Genomic DNA, 24,254 nt, shown 5'->3' with positions numbered 1-24,254 from the left:
TTTCAAAATCGACAAATTTTTTGCAAAGGTACACTTTTTTTTAACTTTTTAGTTTATGACTAAAAAATTTTCAAAAAAAAGTGACCAATATTTAGGTATTTTATTTGAAAATAAGGTTCAACGATTTTTATTGCTGTGGCTTATTATTTGCTTTGTCAAAGTTTTTTGACTTTTTCTGATATTTATTATAACTAATATCACTTGGATTTTCGATTATGGATTTTATTGTAATCCAATCTCCAACAGTATGTTTAGCCTGAACCATTTTGTAATCTAAAAGATATACACCACAAAAAAAATTGTTGTTTTCATCTTTTTCAATTATTCCGGTATATACACCTTTTTGTAACATCTTTTCGTCTGCAGCTTTGGTCATGATCTATTTTATTTATTGAAATTCTAGTTTGCAAAGTTAATCAAATATTATTTGTCTTGCTCTATTTTAGACTTTCTGATTACCTTTGTTTTATGGAAAAAATATTTCGTCCAAATCCCAATTCATTCAAAAATACCTTTTGTGTGTTTCAGGAAGTGTCATTGAGTAGCCTCAAAGGATTGGTAGTTCAGTACCAAAGTAAAGCAGGGAGCAGTTATTATTATTCTAAATCAGGAATGTATCGGTTGTCAAATCATTGGGGCCGGTTAGCTAATAGCAAATGGCGATTGGAGCCACTGGAGCCAGAATCAGAATCTAAAATTAAATTAGGTTTTGCTCCTTGGGAGAATTTTTATCATGATAATCCAGTGGATGAGTTGTATTATTTAGAAGCAAATTATTTGAAACAGACTGTCAATTATCAGCATAAAAACAATCCGAATTATGATAATAAAGCCATTCTTCGCACAAGTTTTGAAACCACAAAAAGAATCAAACAAATTAGGAATCTCTTTGCGTTGACATCATGGGCAAAGTATTTTGAATATGATGATTTGAACATTTTGCGAAAAAAAATTATCGACGAATTAATATTTACCCGTAAAACTTTGGAAGAGATAAAAAGAGAAATCGTTTAGCTTTTAATCCTTAATGACAGATTTATGTCATTAAGGATTAAAATCAACAATTCCCAAAATTTATTAAGGTACTTTAATCGTTTGAGGCAATTAAAGTTAAATCGTTTATGTTTACAGGTTTAGATAAATATCCTAATATATCTGGATACATTTTCGATTTGTTTTTGTCTTCTATAGCAATGGAAGAACTTACGACATAAACAATCATTTTTTTGGTCATTGAAGGCTTCAAAATTGTCATTTCTTCCATAAATTCCCATCCATCCATTATGGGCATATTAATATCCAATAATATTATATCTGGTAGCAATTCATCCTGCTTTGCTAAATGAGTTAAAGCATCTATCGCTTCTTTACCGTTTTTAAAAGAAGTTGCGGTAGAGAACATTTCAGATTTTTGAATAATTTTATTGACTATAATTTGATATATAGTATCGTCGTCTATTACCCATATTGTTTTTTTTCTCATTGAATATAAATTTTAAATGTAGTCCCAATATTAGGTTCGCTTTCTACAGTTATATTGCCTCCCATGGCATCAATTTGATTTTTTGTAATAAATAGTCCAATTCCTTTTGAATCAGCATTATTACTGAATGTTTTGTACATTCCAAAAATTTTATCCGCATTTTTAACAAGATCTATTCCAACTCCATTATCTGAAATTTGTAATACATTTAACTCCTTTTCTAAAAACCATTTTATTGAAATTGCTGGTTTTCGTTCCGGATGCCTGTATCTAATTGAATTAGAGATAACATTATAAAGTATACTTTCCAGATACGCCGGATTATAATTTACCATGACGTCGTGCGGTATCACAGAGGTAATTGCAACATCATTTAGTGTTATTTGCTCGGTTAGGACCCTTTGCGCCGTATCTATATATTGTTTTAGATTTAAGGATTCTGATACTAAACCTATATTAGTTCTAATATTGATGACCTCGTTTAAGTGAAGCATGGTTTCATTCAAGGAATTAGAAATAGATTTCAATAACTGGATCATTTCATTCCTTTCTTCTTCTGATTCCGAGATTTCAATTATATCCATAATTGAAGAAATATTGCTCGTATGTGATCTTAAATTATGAGAAACGATATAAGAGAAATTAAGAAGTCTTTTATTTTGCTCAGTAACTAAATTGAAAGAATCATTTAATTCTTTTTCGGCTGTTTTAGTTTTTGTAATGTCAATCATAATACCTCGTAAACTTACTGCTTCTCCATTTTCGAAAACAATATTTACTATATCTCTCAGCCAAACGATCGAGCCGTTTTTAGCAACCATTCGGTACTCAAAATCGTGATGTAAATTTTGCATGGTCTTAGAAGCACAAAAATCTACTGTCCATTGCTTGTCTTCTTCATAAATATGATCTAGCCAAAACGTATCACTTGCCAACCATTCTTCGGGAGTATAACCTAATATTTTTTCGACTTTTTGACTAATAAAAGAGAAGGCAAGGTCTTTAATTTTACATTCCCAAACAATTCCGTCTATTGTATTGATTAAAGATTCAGTTCGAATTTGGGTATCCGAAATAAGTTTCTCACTTGCTTTTCGCTCTGTAATGTCTTCAGTAGAAACAATAATTCTCGCAAGTGTTTTTCGATAGCCTCGTATTATATTCCACCTTAAATTTATATCACGAAACTCACCATTTATATTTTTAATTTTGGTATCGTTAATAAATTGTTTTTCACCTTGACTGATTGCAACTAATTGCTTTATGAATTCATATTTGCAATTAAACTCAAATAATACACTGCTATTTTCAATCAATTCTGCTTTACTTTTAACGTTGAAAAGTTTTAAACAGGCATGATTCACATCTATAATTTTAATAAGTGAATTCAATTTGTTTAATACAGCGGGATTGTTAGATAAAAAATGTGTGATTTCATCTTCTTTCTTTCCCAGCAAATTTAATTCTTCCAGATATATTTTTACTTCCGAAAAATCTTCTTCTCGCAATGGTAAGGGTGAATCATCAAATAAGCTCTTGAATCGGATCTCACTTTTTTCAATTAATTCCTCTGCTTCTTTTTTTAATGAAATGTCTTCGATAATTGCAATGTGGGTTGTGGGTTTCTCACCAATATCCCAAAGTGGTGAAACAGTTAGTTTTGCCCAGATAACATCATTTTTTTTCGTGATGTATCGCTTTTCCATTGCATATTTTCGGATTTTCCCTTCTTTTAGTTTTTCCATATTCATCAAATCCTCTTCTAGATCATCAGGATGCGTTACGGATTGAAAATTTCGCTCTTTCATTTCCTGTTCAGAGTACCCAAGTAGGATACAATTTTGCTTGTTGACTTCGAGAAAATTACCGGTGTATGAATCGACATAAGCAATTCCTACTGCGGCCTGATCAAAAATCGACTTGTATTTTATTTCACTATTCAAAAGTTTCGTTGCCTGGTTATGAACTAAAAGCTGTAATTCTTTAGGCATTCTTAAAAGAGAAGTTATAGTGAAACCAAAAGCTGCTGCAAAAATAAGACCTAAAATTCCTGGAATTAAAATTTGGTAGTATAGGTAATTCTGATGTTTAGAAATTAGGTATAATTTCCATTCTCCATCAGGAATAGATGCAGAAATGTGATATTTTTTAGAAAAATTACTTGTATTGCGTAAATAAAAAACTTCTTGTAGGGTAACTGGATTTTTTTTGGATATCTGAAAATAATATTTTGATCCATCAACATTATTAATGCCTGAATATTCTAATAAATGATTCAATTTAATGACTACAGCAGAAAATCCCCAAAAAACGTTATTATGAAAAACAGGGAAACGTCCAACAATTCCAACACCTCCCTGTTTTAATTGTAAAGGACCAGCAAAATACATTTTTTGAGTTGCAATCGATTTTAGTGCTTCCTTAAGATAAGGAGGAGCTAAAATATTTAAGTTCATCGCAGCCTCATTCCCTTTCATTGGATAAACATATTTGATCACTCCTTTTGGCACTAGTTGAACGGCAGAAATACTATGATTGGATTCTAATAGTTTTTTTCCAATAGCATCAAAATTTTCTGGATCACCTTTGTCATTTATAGTTAATGCTAAAGTTAATGTAGTAGTATAGCAGTTTCTTAGGGATTGTTCTATATTTTGATGAACGCTTTGTAGCGTGTTATTCATTTCCGTGTGCTCATCTTCTTTAACTATTCGATATTGTTGATAAACAATATAGCCAACAACTAGGCTTAAAAAAAGGAACACAAGCAGACCTGTAGTTTTTGGTTTATTTAAAAACCACGAAATAAACTTTGTCCATTTTTTTTCTAATATCATAGGATAATTTGATCGGCTTTGAGACTTTTTTTTTACTAATGGCTAAATATAAAAAAAAAATAATTAATTAGCACAAGTCGCTAATTGATTGCAAAGAAATTTTCTGACACTACTGGAGTAGTCCATACTGTATTAATACATAATAGTTTATCAACGCTATTTAAATTTCGGATTTAATTTTCGCAATAAAGTTTGATTTTTCTATAAGTAATATCTTATTTTTATTATTTTTTTGCGTTTAGAAAGTTGCTAATTAGTCTGAGTGAATCTTGAATCCAATCGATAATCAAGACAAAAACAATCTAAATTTGAATAAATAACCCGAACTTTGCACAAGTTTTGAATCAAATAATTGATTTGTGATAATTAAGAGTAAAGGAAATGAGTAGAAATAATGAAGGGAATATCAAGAAACACAACGATAAACTGCATAAAGCGCAGGACAAAGCAAAGCAAGCTGAGCGAGATCGTAAAGAAAAATTAAAGCAAATTGTAAAGAAGTTTAACGAAACTAATTCTTCCGAGAGTAATCAATAAATACTAGTATGCAAAAAGATAAATTTGACGCAATAAAAAGTAATGTGCAGGAAATAATTGATTTTATCGCCGAAAAGAATGCGCGAGAAGCCAGCAATAAATTAGTTGAAGTGAGTGAGGAACTGGACGAATTGCTTGATTTTTCTGAAGACGATGAAGACCTAATGGAAATAAGTCGCTATCAAGTATTATTAAATCAATTGCATCAAAAAATTGTTGGGCTTGACGGACAAGTTACAGGTTCAAATTAAAAATTTTCATTGAAAAATGATTGAAAAAAAATGCTATTGCGGTTCCTCAAAAACTTTTGAGGAATGTTGTGAACTTTTTATATTAGGAGATCAAAAAGCCCCAACGGCTTTATCCTTAATGCAATCTCGTTATTCCGCTTATGCCACACTTCACGCTGAATATTTAGTGGCTACAACTCATTTTTCTAAAAGGAAATACCACTCTAAATCCGAAATTCTAAATTGGGCTAGCAGTAATCAATGGCTTAAATTAGAAATTATCAACGCTACAGCGAAAACGGTTGAATTCAAAGCCTATTTTTTGGATACAAACCTTCAAAAACAAATCCATCACGAATTTTCTGCTTTCATATTCGAAAACGGTAGTTGGTTTTATGTCGATGGGAAATTTTTTAATTAATTTTTATTTTATAAAAACCGGCTTAATATTGGCTTACTGTTTTTAACTAAAAATTAATAAACGTTTGTACAGAGTACATTTTTTATTAATGTAATTTTATTGTCTATGAAAAATGATAATAAAAAAGGTTTTTATTTCAAGCAATACGAAGCCCCATTTCAGTCTCCCTTTGATAAGCTCTTTGGTATTTTCAAAGAATTAATCACACATACTTCAGGAGATTTTGATGAAGCGATTGATTGGTTGCGAGAATTAGACAAGGAGTATAAACTGACTGATGAACATTATACCATTGATGATTTCATCGAAGATTTAAAGAAAAAAGGGTACATCCGTGATGAACTCAAAGAAGATGGTACTTCAGGAATTATAATCACTTCAAAAACCGAACGGGCCATTCGGCAACAAGCTTTAGATAACATTTTTGGGAACTTAAAGCGATCTGGAAGTGGCAATCACAAAACAAAACATTCTGGAAATGGAGATGAACATACGGGGGAATTTCGAGAGTTTCATTTTGGTGATGGACTAGAAAGGATTTCGTTAACCGAAAGTTTACGCAATGCCCAAATCAATAATGGAGTAGAAAGTTTTATGCTCACTGAAAACGATTTGGTCGTCGAAGAAACCCAATTCAAATCCCAAATGAGTACCGTTTTGATGATTGACATCAGTCACAGTATGATTTTATACGGTGAAGACCGAATCACACCTGCTAAAAAAGTGGCAATGGCTCTGGCTGAATTGATTACGACGCGTTATCCAAAAGACACTTTAGATATTCTGGTTTTTGGAAATGATGCTTGGACGATTGCAATCAAAGACTTGCCCTATTTGAAAGTAGGACCTTTTCACACCAATACGGTTGCGGGTTTACAACTGGCCATGGATATTCTCCGCAGGAAACGAAATACCAACAAGCAAATTTTCATGATTACAGATGGTAAACCAAGTTGTGTTCGTGAAAAAGACGGTTCGTATTATATGAACAGCAATGGACTTGACGAATATATTGTGGATAAATGCTACAGTCAGGCGCAGCAGGCCCGAAAATTGCACATTCCCATCACCACTTTCATGATTGCTAATGATCCGTATTTACAACAGTTTGTCAATCGATTTACGGAAGCTAACCAAGGAAAAGCATTCTATACCGGGTTGAAAGGTTTAGGAGAAATGATTTTTGAAGATTATGAAACAAATCGTAAAAAAAGAATAAAATAAAGGATTAAAGAAAAGAAACAAGACGAAAGACAATCACATGAAAATAGAAAATATAAAAACACTAGGAGAATTAAAAGAATCAGGTTATAAAGGCAAAAGTATCAAGGATGAGCTGCGTACCAACCTTAGAGAAAAAATTAAATTAGGAAAACCCACTTTTGAAGGAGTACACGGTTTTGAGAATACCGTAATTCCCGAATTAGAACGTGCAATCTTATCGCGTCACAATATTAATTTATTAGGTCTTCGTGGTCAAGCCAAAACGAGACTGGCACGCAAAATGATTGAATTATTAGATGAATACATTCCTTTTGTGACTGGTTCGGAAATTAATGATGATCCTTTGCAACCCATTTCACGTTTTGCCAAAGATATAATTGAAATCAAGGGAGATGAAACTCCAATTTCTTGGTTGCACCGAAACGATCGTTTTTTCGAAAAATTAGCCACGCCAGATGTTACAGTTGCAGATTTAATAGGTGATGTAGATCCAATAAAAGCAGCGAATTTAAAGCTTTCTTATGCTGATGATCGTGTAATACATTTTGGAATGATTCCGCGTGCTAATCGTTGTATTTTTGTAATCAATGAATTACCAGATTTACAGGCTCGAATTCAAGTAGCATTGTTCAATATATTGCAAGAAGGTGATATCCAGATTCGAGGTTTCAAATTAAGAATGCCACTAGATATGCAGTTTGTTTTTACTGCAAATCCGGAGGACTATACTAATCGTGGAAGTATTGTTACACCATTGAAAGACAGAATTGGCTCTCAAATCTTAACGCATTACCCTGATACTATAAAAATTGCCAGAACAATTACAGAGCAGGAAGCTAAACTGGATGTTAGCCAAAGTGATATGGTTTATGTTCCTTCATTAGCGAGAGATTTATTGGAACAAATTAGTTTTGAAGCCAGAGAAAGCGAGTACATTGATAATAAAAGCGGTGTGAGTGCAAGATTGAGTATCACTGCTCTAGAAAATTTATTAAGCACTGCAGAAAGAAGAGCGTTGAAATCAGGAGAGGATAAAACGACTTTACGATTATCTGATTTTATGGGAATTATTCCAGCAATTACAGGTAAAGTAGAATTAGTTTATGAAGGAGAGCAGGAGGGTGCAGCCTTAGTGGCTCAACATTTATTGGGTGATGCCATTCATACTTTTTTTCCTGCCTATTTTCCAAAAATTGAAAAACTGGAAAAACAAGACGAGAAAACACCTTATACGGATATCATCGAATGGTTTTTTGCAGAAAGCGGTTTTGAATTATTGGATGATTGTTCAGATGAAGAGTATCAAAGAATTTTAGGAAGTATTGTTCCCTTAGAAATTTTAATCAAGAAATACCAACCGGAATTAGAAAAAGAAGATAAGTTTTTCATGAAAGAATTCATACTTTGGGGATTGGTAGAATATAAAAAACTTAGTAAAGATCGCTTTGCTGATGGTTATCAATTTAAAGATATCTACGGAAGTTATATCAGTAAGTTGTAAATACCTAAAAGGTTTAAACCATGTAAGTCATTTAAGGAATTATAATTTAGTAGTTTCTTAAATGACTAATATGTTTATAATTGTCATTGTGTTTTACTTTATATGAACGATTTTGCACTTTAAATTTTTATTTATTTCATAATGAGCCAGTAACGATTTTATTTAGTCTACCTTGTCCCGTTGGCTGTATTTGCAGTTAACAAAAAAGACATGGAAAACAGCTTTGAGGATTTAATAGCCTCTTATATTGAAAATAGTGTGGGTATATCCGAACATTTTTTAAGTGACGCTTTGGCGAATAGCTTAAAGCAAAATTTACTTGCCTTAAACCAACAGAGTTTGTTGATAGAAGCAGGAACAGGTAACTCAGAATCTATTTCTTACGATAGTGCGGTGCGAAGTGATTCTATTTATTGGTTGGATAAAAAGCATAATAATGCCTTCGAAAACGAATTTTTTACTCAAATCGAAGCTTTTATAACCTATTTAAATTTAAGTTGTTATACTGGTATTACCGGATATGAGTTTCATTATTCCTTGTATGAAAAAGGCGATTTTTATCTAAAGCATTTGGATCAGTTCAAAAACAACCCAAGTCGAAAGTACTCCATGATTAGTTATTTGAATAGTGATTGGCAGGAAAGTGATGGCGGAGAGTTGTTAATTCATCAAATAAATAATAATCAAAAAATTTCACCTACTCAAGGTAAAACCGTTTTTTTCAAGAGTGACGAATTGGTGCATGAGGTTTTGGTAACCCAAAATACCCGAATGAGTATCACAGGGTGGTTGAAGTGTGATTGATTTCTTTATTGCTTACGAATACTACTTTTATTGCTCTCTAATATTAAGAAAACACTAATTAATTAAAATCACCAACTAATTTACGTCGGTAACTCCACTAACTTTTGGCTGTATTTTTTCCAGTTCTAAATATATTTGATCTTTTTCTTTTCTAAGTTTATCAATTTCAGTTATCCAATGTTCAATATCTCTTTGGATTAAGCTTATTTCTTCACTTTTTTCGTCGGTTGTTCTCAAAAATTCAAAATCGTTTGCTTCAACTAACTTATTTTTTGCCTCTTCCAGATTTCTAATATCATCAAGTAGCTGTTTTTGAATATCTAAAAGCCGACTACTTATTTGTTGCTTTCTTTCGGTTGTAAGCCTTTCTAATTCTTTGCGTTCTTGTTCTGCGATACGAATTTTTTGTTCCTCTATTTCTCTTTGTTGTATCAGAAATTGTTGATTGTTTCTTTCCGTAACCGTATTTTTTTGCTCTAATACATTTTTTCTATTTTCTTCAAAAAGATTAAAACTTACTGTTCCAATTATTAAAACTAAAACAATTAAAACCGGAAAAAAGACATCTTTCTTAATTCCTAAAATTTTGGGATTAAGTTCTTTGTCTATAGCTTTTGTCGTTTGGGTAGGCGTAGTGATAGGTTTTAAAGGCGGAGGAACTATCATTAAAATAGTTTTCAATTCCATCACCTCTTCTGCGTATTTCCAGTCTTCCATTCCTTGGCACCAGACAGGAGTAGTTTTAGTAATTTTTTTACTTCTTAGTTCGTCTAGCCCAAATGGACCTGTACTTTCATTTCCGTTATGTATGTAGTAGGTATTCATTTACTGACACTTATGTATTTGTAGATTTACTGCTTTAAATATTCAAAAGTACAAAACAAATCGCTTTTTTCTTTAAAAGTTTTTATTTGAATATTTATTTCGATTTACTCATTAGTAGTTTATGAAGTTTTCATTTTCCCGTAGACCCTGGCAATGTAATTTCCGTTTAAAAATGCTATTGGGTCAATGTGGCTTTGCAGAATAGCACCACTATGAGGATTTTCGAGCAATAGCTGAGCAGCTTGCGCTAAAGGAGCAGCCGTGGTGGTTTGTATGGCTCTTAATTGGTGCTTTCCTACTTTTTGAGGAAGTATGCATTGGGAGATTTCTCGCCGGCGTAAAATTCCATCCGCATCTTTTCCTTCTACCGCGGCATATAAAATAATTTGGTCGTCTTCGATATGAGGTATTATTGCTTCCATTTTTTGCTGTAAATCGATAATGGAATTATCTAAATTTACCAAATTTAAAAGTTGCTGCTGTACCCAATCGTAATGCCCAGGATGGCGGAGGGTTTTATAATCGAGCGAGCATACCTTTCCGGATAATGCATCAGCCAAATCTGCTGCGCCACCTGAAGTAAGGTCTTCTTCGTAAGTTATGCCGTCAATAATAATCGTTTTTCTTTCTGATAAGGATGGCAGGGTAGTTTTTATAAAGTTTCTTAGCACAATGGTATCTTCGAGATATTCGGTAGCAACACCCACTGGACTCCAGGTAAATCCATAATAATGCGGAGCAACAGCATGTTTGGTAAGCGCGCCAACTTTAAACTCAAGTTTATCCGCTTTGGCTACTTTAAAATCAGAACAAAACTGTTGAAAAAGCCCGTTTGCCAATAAGTCTATGTAGCCAGGAGCTAGACCTGTCTGAAGTAAAAAACCGGTTTTGGTATTTTTTGCCAAAGCTACTATTTCTTCTGTTTCGGAAACATATTCGGTAAGGTTAGCGTAATGCAGATTAAAATCTTTGGCAAATTGAGCAATTCTTGGTGCTTGGCTTCCCGGTAGACAGTCCAGAATGATATCTCCTTGGCGAAAAATTGCTGTCATTTCATCCGTAAGGCCTGTTTCATCAAGGTGAAAATCCTTAATGAAACAAGGTTTAGTTGTTCCTTCTTGAATCCAATTAGCTACTTTTTTAGCTTTCGAATGGGTCCTGTCACCAATAAAAAGCGAAGGGGTGACTTCGCTCCATTCCATCAATATCAAACCTACGGCTTCGGCAATTCCTCCGGCTCCTGCAATAATAATATTGAAATGCTTTTTCATATAATAAAGATACCGCTTTTTCTTTATTCAGTATTTAAGAAACTAAAGAAATCTGTTGGTTATAAAAATCTTGCACACCAATAATAAATTCATTTAAATAGAATTATAATGGATTTTTTTCGTACTCAAGTGACTCAGTTTAGACGAGAAGTTTTTAAAATGATTATGGTAAACAGATTTTATTTTTTTAATTAATTTAATTATTTTTGCACTTAATTTATAGCTCAATATTAATAATTTAGTCTCTATGGAGACTCTTCCACAAATGTCTAACGAAAATAAAAATAATAATTTAGCACCGCAGGATGATGATGTTATGCACAGTATTTTTTTTAATACTAGTGCAGATCTTTTTTCTATTATATCAAATGATGGTTTTTTTATCGAAGTAAATGCTGCCTGGAAATCGACTTTGGGTTATTCTAAAGAAGATTTAGTCGGAAAACCTTTTGAGAAATTTCTACATCCTGATGATATTGAGAAAACGTCTCTTGAATTTGTCAATATGGTCAAAGGTCAGGAAGTGATTAATTTCATTCGTCGGTATCGTGCCAGTGATGGTAGCTATAAATGGTTAGAGTGGAAAGGTAAAGTAAGCGAAAAAAACAATAGAATATATGCTGTTTCAAGGGATGTAACAATCGAAAAGCAATTAGAAACAGAATTGCTTTCAGGTAAAGAAATTTATAAAGAAATATTTTATTCTAACCCAAATCCTATGTGGATTTTTGATTTGGAAACCCTTGCCTTTCTTGAAGTAAATCAAACAACAATTGATCAATATGGATATACTAAGGAAGAGTTTCTTTCGCTGACATTGAAAGATATTACTCCTGAGGAAGATATGCCTGCATTGATGAGTAGTGCAATAAAAGCCATTTCGGAGTATAATGCTGACCATGAACTTTGGAGACATATTACAAAAAGTGGAGAGATTATTTTTGCGGAGTTATCAGCAAAATCTTTAATTTATGAAGGAAAAAAAGCGCGAAGTGTAATCATAAATAACATATCTAAACGAGTTGAAGCTGAAAAAGCGCTTTTAGAAAGCGAAAATAAATACCGCACATATTGACCGAAAGTTCTAATGATCTTATCATGCGCTTTGATAGGGAATATAGGCATTTGTATGCTAATCCGGCAACAATGCTTTACTTTGGAATGCAACCAGAAGTTTTTATTGGCAAAACTCACGAGGAACTTGGATTTCCTGAAGCAGATTATAACTATTGGGATGCAAAGATTGAAGAAGTTTATATTACCGGAAAACAACAAAAAGAAGTAGTTACAATTAATGATGGTGAAACACATACGGATTGGAGTTTGATTCCTGAATTTGACAAGGAAGGAAATGTTATTTCTGTTTTGAGTTACACCAGAGATATCACTGATGTTATCGCTGCACAACAGGCATTAAAAGAAAGTGAAAAAAACCTGAAATTAATCAATGCCGAAAAAGATAAGTTCTTTTCCATTATATCGCATGATTTACGCACTCCCTTTATTGGTTTTCTTGGATTGACTGATTTGTTAATGAACGATTTGTCATCCATGAAATCTGAAGAAATAGAAATTTTTGCCTCTAAAATGAATAAATCGGCCTATTCGCTCTTTTCATTATTGGAGAACTTGTTGGAATGGTCTCAAATGCAAAACGGCTTAATAAAATTCAATCCAGCAGCTATTAATCTTAATGATGAAATTTCGTTTATTCTAAATACAATGGAAGAATCATTCAAAGGAAAGGCAATTAAGGTTAGCAAAAATATTTTGTTTGAAACCACAATCTCAGGTGATAAACATATGCTTAATGCTGTTTTCCGAAATTTGATTTCTAATGCATTTAAATTTACTCCCTTTGGCGGAAGTATTGAAATTTTATCGCGAGTTGGGACAGAAAACAACATCGAGATTTCCATAAAAGACAATGGTATCGGAATGAGTGAAAAAATAATACAAAACTTGTTCTCACTGTCAGAGAAGATAAATAGAAAAGGAACGGATAATGAAGAAAGTTCCGGTTTGGGATTGCTACTGGTTAAAGAATATCTTGATAAACATAACGGTAAAACCAGCGTGATTAGTCAAGAAGGAGTAGGAAGTACATTTATAGTTACTCTGCCACTAGATAAAAATTAATAAGTATTTATAAATTTAACCACCACAAAAGCAAAGGAGCGACCTATAATAGAAATCCCGGAACAGCAACCAAAGGAAGCTAGTTTCGGGTTTATATTTTATAGGCAATTTTACATGAGGAATTTAAATGAATTGCAAGCTCCAATCGGAAAGTGATTATTTTCCGGTACAAAAAACACAAAAAAATTAAAAAGTTTGTGCAAAAAATAAACATATTAAAAAGACAAAGCCCTTGATTTACAAGGGTTTTGTTGTGTTTTAGTTTGCAGTTATTTGTTGGAATTTGTATGTTTATTTGCCGATGCAATATCTAATTTCTCTTTATTTATTAGGGTTTAGAAGGGTAGAGGTGTACAAAAGAAGTACGAATTTTGATTAAGTAACTATCTTTAGTGTTCGTTAAAACTATTTATATTTTTAATTCATTTAAAAACTGTTGCGTCCTAAACGTTATTTTTATGATAAAAAGCGTTCTTTATATGATTGAAAAAATATTGGAATGAGTCGCTTAGCTTTTGACAACTTTTCTTCAATTTTGTTATATACAAAGATAATTTGCTTTTCATTGAAGTCTAGCACAGATACAAATTTATCATTTATATTTTAATTAATTTTACCGCCTTAACAGTAAACAGTCCTTTTATCACTTTTAACATATGCTATGTTACATTCTATTAATTATTTTACTGTTATAACAGTAAAAAAGTAAAGTTTTCAATAATTTAAGCCGTTCGTGTTGTTAAATTGTATATTTTTACCGCTAAAACAGTATATAATGGATGATTTTGATTTAGGTGCTTTAATTAAAGACCATCGAAAAAAAGCAGGACTTACACAACTTGAACTAGCGGACTTGGCAGGAGTAGGCAAGACCACTGTTTTTGATATTGAAAAAAAAAAAAAAACAGTTCGTTTGAACAATCTTTTTGCAGTACTCCGAGTGCTAAATATTAAAGTGGAATTCAAAAGTCCTTTAAATAAATAATTATGAGAAGAGCAATTGTATTTGCACACGGAAAAAGAGCTGGAATTTTAACGGAAATTGCTGCAAATGACTATTATTTTGAGTATGATGAAAATTATAACGGCGAAGCGGTTTCATTGACTATGCCTACAACTCAGAAAAAATATAGCTATACATTCTTTCCACCGTTTTTTGAAGGGCTATTGCCTGAAGGTGTAATGTTAGAGGGATTACTACGTATTGTTAAAATTGACAAAAAAGATTATTTCTCTCAACTGATAGCAACGGGAAATGATTTAGTAGGAGCAGTAACGGTTAAATTGATGGAAGATGAATAGATGTCCTATTACGTATGAATTGTGTGGTATGGATAAGTACAGTGAAAAAGGACTTCGAATGATAGCTCCTAAGCTGACTTATTTAAATGATTTACCCTATACAGCTGTTGAACTTCGTCAGGAAGCCGCAAATAGAGCTAAAAAGCTATCCATTCAGGGTGTGCAACCAAAGCTTAGCGCTGCTATTTCAATAGTGGATCAAGAATTTAAAATTGTAGACCAATTTGGAACCTACATCATAAAGCCACAAAACGATTTATTTCCACAATTACCAGAAAATGAAGATGTAACTATGCGAATGGCTAAAGTATTTGGTTTAGAAGTACCATTTCACGGGATGCTATATGGTAAAGATGGTAGTTTGTCTTATTTCATTAAACGTTTTGACCGTTACGGTAAAGGAAGTAAGTTCGCAACAGAAGATTTTGCTCAATTAACAGGGAATGCAAGAGACACAAAATATCGTTTTACGATGGAAAAATTGATTCCTGTACTTGACGAGTACTGTTCGTTTCCTGCTATTGAAAAAGCTGATTTTTTCAAAAGAATTCTTTTTTGTTATTTTACCGGTAATGAGGATATGCATTTGAAAAACTTTTCTTTAATTACTAAAAATGGTAAAACAACGCTCACTCCTGTTTATGATTTCTTAAATTCTACTATAGCAATTAAAAATGCTGAAGAAGAAATAGCACTGACATTAAAAGGAAAAAAAAGCAATTTAAGCGCCGCTGATTTTATTGACTATTATGCTAAGGAAAGATTACAACTCAATGATAAAACAGTGTCGGTAATCTTAGAAAAAATGCAACAAGTATTTCCAAAATGGAAAGAACTAATTGAAATCTCTTTTCTGTCAACGGAAATGAAAGTAAAGTATTTGAATTTATTGGAAAGTAGGCTAGCCATGTTTAAGTAGTTTAGTAAAACTATAATATGACTAGGCTGTTCAAAGCTCTATTTATTTGTGAATATAAAAAGAGTGTAAATTATATGCTTTAGGATATAATATAGATTTGAGTTTATGTATGCTTTTGTCAGTTAAGGGAGATGCAGGTTTTTGAAAATTAAGATATTTTATTTTCCGATGCAGAAATTAGCAGCCCTGGTTTTACTGGGGTTTACAGATCTCGAGGTACAAATACGGTACAAATCTGAACAAAATATCACGAAATAACAACAAATAAACTTTTACCTATTTTTCAATTGAATTACCGTATTTTGTCAATTTGTAGTAATTTTTGTAAGAACACATTAATCCAGTGGTTGAAGCAAAGTTATAAAAATTTATTATAGTAATTTTTAATTTGCTCAATTATAATATTGATAGTAAGATGCCCTTTGATCCTCAAATGCGCGATTACAAATGAAGCTTTTTATGGAACAGAGAAAGAGGCTCCAAAAGCTTTATAATAGTCCCACTAAATGCTGGGCTTTCAATACATTTTTTAAAAACAGGGTCACCAATAGGGTCACTAGACTTTCAAAGTCTTTTTTTTAACTATACAAAGGTAAGGAATATGTATTTAATTCAATAACTATTCAATGCAGATTTTCGTTTCAAAGAAGAAACTACGTTAGTTAGATTTAACTAAACTTGAATTATTTAGAGCCAAAAAGTAAGATTTCAAAAACTATTATTATATATTAGGTGCCTAATCTTTTTCGCATGATTGCACAATATAAAGTTATAGAAAATAAAAATGCAGCTTTTACTGATAATATCACAACTGCAAATTTTCAACATCAGCAATTTATTGACTTTAGCTCTAATGGTAAAACTTTAACTAATTGTGACTTCTCCTACTGTGTTTTTCAACGTGTGTATTTTAAAAACGTAAAATTTATAAATTGTAATTTTACTGGTGCTAAGTTTTTTGATAGCAATTTAAGAGAAGCTGAGTTTGAGAATTGTAAATTTCATTATAGCTTATTTAAGTACACGATTGTGAACTTAAAAGAGGTCTTAAAAAATCTTCCTGAATGGCCAAACGCCAAGGTTCTACTTTTGCAAAATCACAAAGTAAATGCAAATTCATTAGGTGATGTAAAAGCCTCGAAAAGATTTTTACTCGAAGAAATTGATGCAAATAAAGAACATTGGAGGCGAGCCATAGCGAAGAAGGAAACGTACTATTCAAACAAATATGCCGGATTTGAAAATTGGTTTAGGAGCAGGTTTAATTACTACAAATTAATTCTTGATGAATTGATTTGGGGACATGGGGAAACCCCTTGGAAAATTGTTGTAAATCTTTTTCTTCTGCTTTTGATTATTTCATTTTTACTCAGTTTTTCAACAAATAGCAGTTTCATTACTTTTTTGAGTAGTATTTATAAGAATTATAAAGCAGCTGCAAAAGTTTTTTTAGCAATACCACAACACATAATCTCGGATAATATCTCAATTGCGATAATAATATTAGCAAGATATCTGTCATTAGGATTGTACATCCGAATAATGTTTAATAAATATTCATGGAGATAAAACACAATATTGAAAATGTAAATTCAATTAGAGTTTTTGGTTCTAATGCAAGAGGTGATAATACTTCTTACAGTGATTATGATGTACTTGTAGTTTTAAAGAAAAGCCAGATCATTACATCAGAACTGGAGAGAGAAATAAAAATACTATTTGAAAACGAAATTTCAATTTCTTGGTATAGTGAAAGCAGAATAAAAACACTGTTTGAAATGGGTCACCTATTTGCTTGGCATTTATATAAGGAGTCTGTACCTACCTCACAAAACGATTTTATAGAACAGTTAGGTAAACCAATGGACTATAAATTTGCGGAGCAAGATATTAGTTCTTTATTGGAGATACTCAAGCCAATTCAAAAATCCGTAAATGCATGTCCTAGAAACTTAATTTACGAAGCTGGATTACTATACGTGTGCATACGAAATATTGCCATATCAGCATTGCCTGTAATCTGCAATCAATACTTATTTGAAACTCATGTTCCTTATAAATTGAATTTATTAATGAGTGCTAAAAATTATGACCTTTTGCTTCACGCAAGATATACTAGCACTAGGGCCACCGTAAAACCAGATCTAAATATTGAGACATTTAATCTATTATTTAAAGAGGCGGAAACTTGGGCATTGGAACAACTGGCAGCAGTTAAAAAAATAATTTATGAAAATTGAAAATACACGCAAACGATTCGCTAAGAGGATTTTATTTGAACGCAAAATCCTATCTATTATTAACAATTATGATGTATCGCAATCTGAACCGCTTTATGGGCTCTCGAATGATGCTATATCTTATTGGACGAAAAATTCTGCGATAATCAATAAGGATGAAATAGTAAATAAACTTGAACTGATTTCCAAAAGTCTGCAAATTTTCTGTGACAATAGTAAAAATACTTTTGATATTGGCAAAAATATAAGTTCAACAGATATGAACTCTTTAATTCACGAACTTAAAAGAATACTAAACACGTAAGTTTAAGTATTTGTTTCGTTTAAATTATATGATTAATCATTTGAATTCTTAACGCTCTATGCTAGATCAATCAAATCCTACAGAAATAAGATTAGGAATTATATCACAGTCTGATAAAGGATATTTTACCAAATTAATGGACAACGTTTCCGAAAGTAATTACGAAATGCTTCTTTCCTCTATTTGGGAAGTCAATCATTTCGAGAATAGAAAAAGGTTATTTGAAATTGTTATTTACAATAGTAATGAATTTACAGAAACTGTTACGATTGCAATTAAGTACATGCTAAATAATTCCTTATCAATGACGGGAGACAAAGAGGAGTACTATAAACAGCATTTAAATTTCAATAGGCTATTTTTAAACTATTTAAGCTCATTTAGAACTTTCATCGATCATAGTGAAACAACAATAAAACGAAAATTTGGAAAAACATCTGATCAGGCTGACATGTTTAAAAAAATAACGAACGGTTTATTTGATGAGTTTTTCTCATACCGTTTTTTATGCAAGCTAAGAAATTATTCGCAGCATTGTGGATTGCCAATTGATGAAATTGAAATTTCAGCAACAAAACAGGCAGACGAAACCTTCATTGGCAAAGGTAAAATTGAATTTGATTGTCAAAAATTATTATCTGAATATAAAGAATGGGGGCCTGTAAAAAAAGACTTAATAGAAAAATCAAAAATCTCAATATTTCCAATTTTAGATGAATTGCATACAGCGTTAATGAAATTCTGGAACGCTATCAATCAACTCTACACAACTGATCTTTTAAAGGCTGTGGAATTTATAGAGTTAAAGGCTGGCCATCTAAAGGCTGATGATTGTAAAGTTTGCCTATTTACAGATATTAGAAACAATGAAAATGGGACGTTAGAATATTTCACATCTCATCAAATCCCTTTTGATGTTATCGCAACATTAGAATTCAAGTAATATGTGGGTTCAAAATCGACTAGTATTTTGACAAGTACAGAAAAATAAAAGAGACCTACATTTAAGTTGACTTCAGATAAATTGGCGTTTCAAAGGTTTATTCCCAGATACTGCTAATTTCTAACCGCTGTTATAAGTGGCAAATAAAAAGTACATAAGGTTTAAGATAACTAAAATTCAATATGATTAAAAAGGGCGTTACTATTGGCCCACAGGATACAGACATCAAAAGCACCGACAAAACGGATATTTTAGAATATAATATTGAAGAAATTCGGGGATGGATAATCTACGAGCTTAACGAAATCGAAGAAAAAATTAATACAATTATTACAAGGTATTTCGCACCCGAAAAGGAGTTGGAATTTAGGACTATTGTTCTTAATTCATCTATTGTGAGCACTGGTGCTAAAATGAAAATCCTCCGAAATATTGACACTTTCGATAACAAGTTTATTAGTAAAATCCAAACCTTAGTGAATACACGGAATGCATTTGCCCATTTGCCGTTGACAAAATCTGCAAAGGTAAATGTGAAAAACAACAACGGGAACCTCGTGTGGCTTTTAGAAAGTGTAACGAGTCAATTGGATATATAATGAATTCAAGAGGCGAAATCAAGAAGAAAAATGCTAAGGACTTGGTTTTAGAATACAAAGATTTAGTAGTTGAAATTAACCAGTATTTAGATGAGTATATTCCGCCAAGAACTAAAGATGAATTTATTAAATCAATAGTAGGAAGAAACAAGAAAAAATAATCTTCTCTTAACGTTTTTGGGATGTTCGAGTAGTTATTCTGTATAACAATTGCAAAATGAAATTTAAATATGAAATAATATGATTTGGTATGCTTGCTATGGCTCGAATATGGATTTACAGCGATTTCTAATATATCTTCAAGGTGGAGAATTGGAGGTTAATGGCGTAATAAAACCCTATCGCCGTTGCGATAATGATTTTGAAGGGCCCAGGGAAACAGAGCCTTACATAATCCATCGAAAGCTCTATTTTGCAAAAGAGTCAACTACATGGAATAATCACGGTGTTGGATTCATATCAACAAAGAAAGACGGGAGGAGTTTGACTTATGCAAGGTTGTACCTCATAAGCGAAATACAATTTAGGCATTTATTTGCGTCTGAAAATGGCCGGAAAACAACCAATATAGATTTTGAAGTTATTAATAATTTTAAATTTCAGGATTTCGATTATAACTTTTATAACCGAATAATTCAATTGGAAGATAATTATAAGGGTTATCCTGTATTGACATTTACAAATAAGGAAAATTTACCTCCAAATAATCCTATGGGCCGGTACTTACAATTAATAAGTAATGGTCTTGACAGAGTCCATCAGCTGAATGACAACGAAATTGTAGCTTATTTCAAAAAAAACAATGTCAAGATGCCAAAGTCTTCACTGCGCAAATTACTAACGGTGGAAAATAATCCTAAAAATGATTCTAAGTAAAAAAGAACAAAAGCTACGAGAATTTTGCATTGAGGAAAATCTTGAGCTATATAGAAATGAGTTAGAAATTATTTTCAATGAAATTGAAGTGGCTGGTTGTATTATTTCTGCCGGAACTGATGAACATTCATCGCAACATATTTTCGAAAAAGATGGATGCCGGATTAGGATTTCCTTGCAAAAGTAATACAAAAATCCATTAGATATAATTTGGACGATACTAAATGAATTCGGTCATCATTTATCAGGTAAATCTACCGTTCCAACATTTACAAGAGAACAAAAAATTGAAAGAGAAAATCAGGCGTGGGACTACGCTGAAATTGAATTACAAAAACATTCTGTACTTCTGGAAAAGATAAAAGATTTCCATAATTTTAAAAATGCTTGTTTAAATAGCTATATTCAAAATTATTAAACAGAATTAGAGTGTATAAACTATCTTAAGAAGACATTACTTAGATTTTGCATCAAAATCTTCAATCGATTTGACTCTTTTCTTGTTCCAGTCAATCGATTGCCCCTCAAGAAATTTCAGCCCCTGTAAAATTCTTTCCCCAATATTATCTACAGTATGTGCATTGACCTTGTAGGGTTTAATTGAAGTAAATGGCCCTTTCAGCTTATCATTGATGAATCCATTATAATCAAGATAAAAGGATAGCTCTGCAAGTCCAATTCCATAAACGGCCTGATACACCATAAAACTGAATCCAAACGATACCTTTCTGATGTCATCAGATCGAAAGAAAACTGATTTGCATAAGAGACTATTTGAACTCCAGTTAATGTAATTAAAATAACGATATTCCGGTTCATTTTTTCTTAACATTGCCTCTACAATACTACCGAGAGCCAATATCGGATCGGGCTTTACTATTTCACGCTCGGAAGAAAAAATGCCTTCTATCGAAACTACTTTTTCGCTTACACTTTTGTTTACTATGCTATCTTTTAATTTATCTTCGGCTTCTGACGGAAAAATCCCAAAATCATCCGATTCAGTTATTTCATAACCTTCAGAATTGAAAGACGAAAGCCATTGTAATATTGCATCTTCAAATCTTGGTTTTATTGAATCAAACATTTTTACTCTAATTTCCCGAGGGACTTCTGGAAAATATTGTTTTGTAATAGTATCATCCTTTTTAGGTTCTGAATTTCTAGATTCACTGGTATTTGGTGTGACAGCATCAGGAACTAAAGTTGACGCTTCAGAGTAATCACTGTTGAAAGCAAATGGATAATAACCAATGGTCCTGTTTTCAATAACCGGGGTTTGCCTAAAATTACTTTCTTTCAAAGTTCTCTTGGCAATATGATCCTGAATGCGGTTTGGTGTCAAAATACCCTCGTCATACAATCTATCATTATTGATAGCTTCCAAAAAATAATTAGTAAACAGTCCATGACCTAAAGCAGAGTATTCTTTAGCCGTTTCATTTTCGGAAGCGGCATACATAAATAAAGTTCCCGTGCTTTGGGCTATAAATTTTTTAACAAAATCATTTTCACTTTCTTCACCTCTTGTAAGCACCTTTCCTCCGGATTCGCAAGCATCTATAACGTAGCACTGGTATTTTGGTTGCATTTCATTAATGGTCTTAAAAATATCAGCGATTTGCATATAACTATCCTGAAACTTCAAGCCTGAATTATCAAATTGGTATTTACCGTGTCCTGCGAAAAAGAAAAATATCGAATCGGTTTGTAAAGTAATTTCACTTTGGATAGCTTTAATTGCCTGATCAAAATGCCCAGTAATGTCTTTTATAGGTTTAGAAGTTTCACTAGTAATTAAATGAATGTCGTTACTCTTAAATTTGCATCTGCTCTCTAAGATACCTGCAATGGCTTTAGCGTCATTCACGCAACAATCTAAAGGCTTTTCGTCGTAGTCGTTGATGCCAATAACTATTGCAAATCTTCTTTCAATGTTCATATATTTTTTTTTAGGTTTTGGAATTAATTAAACTGTAGTCGGGGAAATTAAACTCAAAAAAAGTGGTAATGGTCCAGTCAGGATTTCTTTCCTCTCTTTCATAAATGTCGTCTGGAATATCTTTGGGAACTTCAATACCAATTTTTGCTATGAGATCCTGAATTTCGTTTATTTTTAAGGTGTAAGCTTCAATGAACCTTTCATGTGCAGTACGTCCATTTATTAATTCGTTTTGACGCGTCTTCAGCCCGACAAAGTCGTTCGATTCTATTATATTGGCAATTTTGTTCCTGACAAGTATCGCTTCATCATTTTTCCCTATAAAATGCTGGATTTCATATTTGGTATTAAGACAAGAAACCATATTCTCATGGTGTTCGAGCATTTCATAAGTATAAAGAATTTTATCCAGTTTTTCGCAGCCTTCCGTAAGGCTGTCCAAATCTTCTTTATACAGCGGAGTACTAAGATCAAAAGATCTATCGTTCCAATGGCTAAGAAGGTGCTTATGGAAAATCTTTTTGTAGTTCCATTCAATTTTGGCTGATGCCAGGTTGCTCACTCCTAGAAAATATTTGTTTTTCAGGGCAAAATCAGTAAGCAAATCCATTCGCTTCAAGTAGGCTTTTTCTATATCCAGGAATTCACGGTATGCCTTACTTTCCTGTGGCTGTTTAGTATATCTAATAATATAAGTGAAGTTCAGTTCAAGGTCATGAAAAAGTAAAGGCACTTCGGCATCCAATATTTTAGCGTAAGCGGTAATTCGCATATGTGCATTTTGCCCGTCCTTTTTAACAATGCTGCGTATTGCTTTGTAGAAATTTTTGATGCCAATTTCCGGTTTGACCCTGTTGCTTGAAAGATCTTTATAGGCTCTTTCAATGGCAAAGAACGATCCCGAGTTTTGGTTCTCGTTAATTCTTGATATTTCGTCGTCGAAGTCTTGTTTATTTATAATTCCTAATAGGAACTTGGCGTTAAGCAATGTGTAGTTCAGCATCGCTTGGATCTCGGGCTCGAAACTTTCTAGCTTTTGCTGCGCTAGTTTCAACAGTTCCATTGCCTTATACAGATTTCCTCTTTGGAAATATGCAATCCCGCAGATAAGGTTAAATCGCGGCGGTACTTCGGCCCTCGGATGCGACCGCTGTTCAATTTCAATGATAAAATTAAAATGGTGCCCGTTGATGAGGTCAGGTCCGAATTGATCAATGTAGGCAATGTTCTCGGCAACGCTGTAAACCTCATTATTGGAATCAATAATTACACCGTCGGCTTTATCTTCGGCGACAGGAAATTTCAGGAACTGGTTAAGTTGCCGCAATAAAATCCCGTTATCAAATGTTTCATTGTAAATGGCTGCTATTGCGGCAGCGTCAAGCAACTTGCTGAATCTTAGTGAGTGCTTTTCCTGTTTGTTCCATTCAACATCCTTCTTCTGCAATTCTGCGAAAAAGCTGTTGACATTCTCGTAATAAAACGACTTGGTCGGAGCATGATAAAAGACATAAAAGGCGGGCATGCCATTATTAAGCAGATAATTGATATTTGACGAATAGATTTGTATGCTGAAGCTTCCGTTAGTATTCGCTTCAATTGATTCAGTTGCTTTTAACTGAACTGCGAACCTGAAATTGGTATATACCGCAGCACCATCAGGTTGTTCTTTTTTAAGTTCAATATGAAAATCAATTCCTTTGTCCCTTGCAGTTTCCGACCGTATTTCAAATTTTTCAATTGCGAACAGGGGTCTGAAAAAATTATTAGAAATAGTTTCAAGGTCTTCGTTAGGATTTACCTTCGGGAGATTTGTATTATCGAAGTTGTATCGTTTCATATGCTCCATTTAAAAAA

The 24,254-nt window shown here is 32.6% G+C and carries 27 protein-coding genes; 20 read left to right on the top strand and 7 right to left on the bottom strand.

Features of this window, described 5'->3' with window-relative positions; genetic code table 11:
- Positions 1 to 127 precede the first annotated feature (127 nt).
- The gene (locus BUC23_RS12290; protein ID WP_073209866.1) at positions 128 to 376 is read right to left on the bottom strand and encodes a hypothetical protein; all 249 of its coding nucleotides are present in this window, start codon (positions 374 to 376) and stop codon (positions 128 to 130) included.
- A 92-nt stretch (positions 377 to 468) separates the two neighbouring features.
- On the opposite strand from BUC23_RS12290, the gene BUC23_RS12285 reads away from it, so the two are divergent.
- A complete protein-coding gene (locus BUC23_RS12285; protein ID WP_073209864.1) occupies positions 469 to 1,014 on the top strand; it encodes a hypothetical protein in 546 nt (181 codons plus the stop codon).
- Between the two features lie 73 nt (positions 1,015 to 1,087).
- On the opposite strand, the gene BUC23_RS12280 is transcribed toward BUC23_RS12285, so the two are convergent.
- A complete protein-coding gene (locus BUC23_RS12280; RefSeq protein ID WP_073209862.1) occupies positions 1,088 to 1,483 on the bottom strand; it encodes a response regulator in 396 nt (131 codons plus the stop codon).
- Positions 1,480 to 4,320 carry a PAS domain S-box protein gene (locus tag BUC23_RS12275; protein ID WP_073209859.1) on the bottom strand — a complete coding sequence of 947 codons (2,841 nt, stop codon included), beginning with the start codon at positions 4,318 to 4,320 and terminating at the stop codon, positions 1,480 to 1,482. The genes BUC23_RS12280 and BUC23_RS12275 overlap by 4 nt, the downstream gene beginning before the upstream one ends.
- 381 nt (positions 4,321 to 4,701) lie before the next feature.
- On the opposite strand from BUC23_RS12275, the gene BUC23_RS17360 reads away from it, so the two are divergent.
- The 6 genes from BUC23_RS17360 (at position 4,702) to BUC23_RS12250 (ending at position 9,037) form a co-directional block, all read left to right on the top strand.
- The gene (locus BUC23_RS17360) at positions 4,702 to 4,857 is read left to right on the top strand and encodes a hypothetical protein (protein WP_139259865.1); all 156 of its coding nucleotides are present in this window, start codon (positions 4,702 to 4,704) and stop codon (positions 4,855 to 4,857) included.
- An 8-nt stretch (positions 4,858 to 4,865) separates the two neighbouring features.
- Positions 4,866 to 5,108 (top strand): hypothetical protein, encoded by a 243-nt coding sequence (locus BUC23_RS12270; RefSeq protein ID WP_073209857.1) that lies wholly within the window; start codon positions 4,866 to 4,868, stop codon positions 5,106 to 5,108.
- A 16-nt stretch (positions 5,109 to 5,124) separates the two neighbouring features.
- Complete coding sequence (locus tag BUC23_RS12265; RefSeq protein WP_073209855.1) at positions 5,125 to 5,508, top strand: YchJ family protein; 384 nt, start codon at positions 5,125 to 5,127, stop codon at positions 5,506 to 5,508.
- A gap of 105 nt (positions 5,509 to 5,613) precedes the next feature.
- Positions 5,614 to 6,732 (top strand): vWA domain-containing protein, encoded by a 1,119-nt coding sequence (locus BUC23_RS12260; RefSeq protein ID WP_073209852.1) that lies wholly within the window; start codon positions 5,614 to 5,616, stop codon positions 6,730 to 6,732.
- A 37-nt stretch (positions 6,733 to 6,769) separates the two neighbouring features.
- A complete protein-coding gene (locus tag BUC23_RS12255) occupies positions 6,770 to 8,233 on the top strand; it encodes an AAA family ATPase (RefSeq protein ID WP_073209850.1) in 1,464 nt (487 codons plus the stop codon).
- Positions 8,234 to 8,443: 210 nt separating this feature from the next.
- The gene (locus BUC23_RS12250) at positions 8,444 to 9,037 is read left to right on the top strand and encodes a 2OG-Fe(II) oxygenase (protein WP_073209848.1); all 594 of its coding nucleotides are present in this window, start codon (positions 8,444 to 8,446) and stop codon (positions 9,035 to 9,037) included.
- A 75-nt stretch (positions 9,038 to 9,112) separates the two neighbouring features.
- Here BUC23_RS12250 and BUC23_RS12245 read toward each other — a convergent pair whose 3' ends face one another.
- Both BUC23_RS12245 and BUC23_RS12240 read right to left on the bottom strand, forming a co-directional pair.
- On the bottom strand, positions 9,113 to 9,862 hold the full coding sequence (locus BUC23_RS12245; protein ID WP_073209846.1) for a GYF domain-containing protein: 750 nt from the start codon (positions 9,860 to 9,862) through the stop codon (positions 9,113 to 9,115).
- Positions 9,863 to 9,981: 119 nt separating this feature from the next.
- The gene (locus BUC23_RS12240) at positions 9,982 to 11,133 is read right to left on the bottom strand and encodes a saccharopine dehydrogenase family protein (RefSeq protein ID WP_073209844.1); all 1,152 of its coding nucleotides are present in this window, start codon (positions 11,131 to 11,133) and stop codon (positions 9,982 to 9,984) included.
- A 247-nt stretch (positions 11,134 to 11,380) separates the two neighbouring features.
- On the opposite strand from BUC23_RS12240, the gene BUC23_RS12235 reads away from it, so the two are divergent.
- From BUC23_RS12235 to BUC23_RS12180, 13 genes are all read left to right on the top strand, one after another.
- Complete coding sequence (locus BUC23_RS12235) at positions 11,381 to 12,208, top strand: PAS domain-containing protein (RefSeq protein WP_073209841.1); 828 nt, start codon at positions 11,381 to 11,383, stop codon at positions 12,206 to 12,208.
- Entirely contained in the window at positions 12,205 to 13,272 is a 1,068-nt protein-coding gene (locus BUC23_RS12230) for a PAS domain-containing sensor histidine kinase (protein WP_073209839.1), read from the top strand. Before BUC23_RS12235 ends, BUC23_RS12230 begins: the two co-directional genes overlap by 4 nt.
- A gap of 775 nt (positions 13,273 to 14,047) precedes the next feature.
- Positions 14,048 to 14,257, top strand: a complete 210-nt coding sequence (locus BUC23_RS12225) for a type II toxin-antitoxin system Y4mF family antitoxin (RefSeq protein WP_073209837.1) — start codon at positions 14,048 to 14,050, stop codon at positions 14,255 to 14,257.
- Between the two features lie 2 nt (positions 14,258 to 14,259).
- Positions 14,260 to 14,574, top strand: a complete 315-nt coding sequence (locus tag BUC23_RS12220; protein ID WP_073209835.1) for a HipA N-terminal domain-containing protein — start codon at positions 14,260 to 14,262, stop codon at positions 14,572 to 14,574.
- A complete protein-coding gene (locus BUC23_RS12215; protein WP_073209833.1) occupies positions 14,567 to 15,493 on the top strand; it encodes a HipA domain-containing protein in 927 nt (308 codons plus the stop codon). Before BUC23_RS12220 ends, BUC23_RS12215 begins: the two co-directional genes overlap by 8 nt.
- 750 nt (positions 15,494 to 16,243) lie before the next feature.
- Positions 16,244 to 17,062, top strand: a complete 819-nt coding sequence (locus BUC23_RS12210) for a pentapeptide repeat-containing protein (RefSeq protein ID WP_073209831.1) — start codon at positions 16,244 to 16,246, stop codon at positions 17,060 to 17,062.
- Positions 17,053 to 17,733 (top strand): nucleotidyltransferase domain-containing protein, encoded by a 681-nt coding sequence (locus BUC23_RS12205; protein ID WP_073209830.1) that lies wholly within the window; start codon positions 17,053 to 17,055, stop codon positions 17,731 to 17,733. Before BUC23_RS12210 ends, BUC23_RS12205 begins: the two co-directional genes overlap by 10 nt.
- A complete protein-coding gene (locus BUC23_RS12200; protein WP_073209828.1) occupies positions 17,723 to 18,037 on the top strand; it encodes a hypothetical protein in 315 nt (104 codons plus the stop codon). The genes BUC23_RS12205 and BUC23_RS12200 overlap by 11 nt, the downstream gene beginning before the upstream one ends.
- A 58-nt stretch (positions 18,038 to 18,095) precedes the next feature.
- Positions 18,096 to 18,980, top strand: coding sequence for a hypothetical protein (locus tag BUC23_RS12195; protein ID WP_073209826.1), 885 nt, complete (start codon positions 18,096 to 18,098; stop codon positions 18,978 to 18,980).
- Between the two features lie 182 nt (positions 18,981 to 19,162).
- The gene (locus BUC23_RS12190) at positions 19,163 to 19,579 is read left to right on the top strand and encodes a hypothetical protein (RefSeq protein WP_073209825.1); all 417 of its coding nucleotides are present in this window, start codon (positions 19,163 to 19,165) and stop codon (positions 19,577 to 19,579) included.
- Positions 19,579 to 19,740, top strand: a complete 162-nt coding sequence (locus BUC23_RS17540; protein WP_167365586.1) for a hypothetical protein — start codon at positions 19,579 to 19,581, stop codon at positions 19,738 to 19,740. Before BUC23_RS12190 ends, BUC23_RS17540 begins: the two co-directional genes overlap by 1 nt.
- A 79-nt stretch (positions 19,741 to 19,819) precedes the next feature.
- Positions 19,820 to 20,455, top strand: a complete 636-nt coding sequence (locus BUC23_RS12185) for a hypothetical protein (RefSeq protein ID WP_073209823.1) — start codon at positions 19,820 to 19,822, stop codon at positions 20,453 to 20,455.
- Positions 20,442 to 20,642, top strand: a complete 201-nt coding sequence (locus BUC23_RS12180) for a hypothetical protein (protein WP_073209821.1) — start codon at positions 20,442 to 20,444, stop codon at positions 20,640 to 20,642. The genes BUC23_RS12185 and BUC23_RS12180 overlap by 14 nt, the downstream gene beginning before the upstream one ends.
- A 267-nt stretch (positions 20,643 to 20,909) precedes the next feature.
- Here BUC23_RS12180 and BUC23_RS12175 read toward each other — a convergent pair whose 3' ends face one another.
- On the bottom strand, positions 20,910 to 22,397 hold the full coding sequence (locus tag BUC23_RS12175; RefSeq protein ID WP_073209819.1) for a caspase family protein: 1,488 nt from the start codon (positions 22,395 to 22,397) through the stop codon (positions 20,910 to 20,912).
- A gap of 10 nt (positions 22,398 to 22,407) precedes the next feature.
- Positions 22,408 to 24,237 carry a DUF4365 domain-containing protein gene (locus BUC23_RS12170; RefSeq protein ID WP_167365585.1) on the bottom strand — a complete coding sequence of 610 codons (1,830 nt, stop codon included), beginning with the start codon at positions 24,235 to 24,237 and terminating at the stop codon, positions 22,408 to 22,410.
- Positions 24,238 to 24,254: the final 17 nt, after the last annotated feature.

Source organism: Flavobacterium xinjiangense (genome assembly GCF_900142885.1).
Taxonomy (GTDB): domain Bacteria; phylum Bacteroidota; class Bacteroidia; order Flavobacteriales; family Flavobacteriaceae; genus Flavobacterium; species Flavobacterium xinjiangense.
The sequence above is the reverse complement of the archived record's forward strand: the minus strand, read 5'-3'. Positions and strand labels throughout refer to the sequence as shown.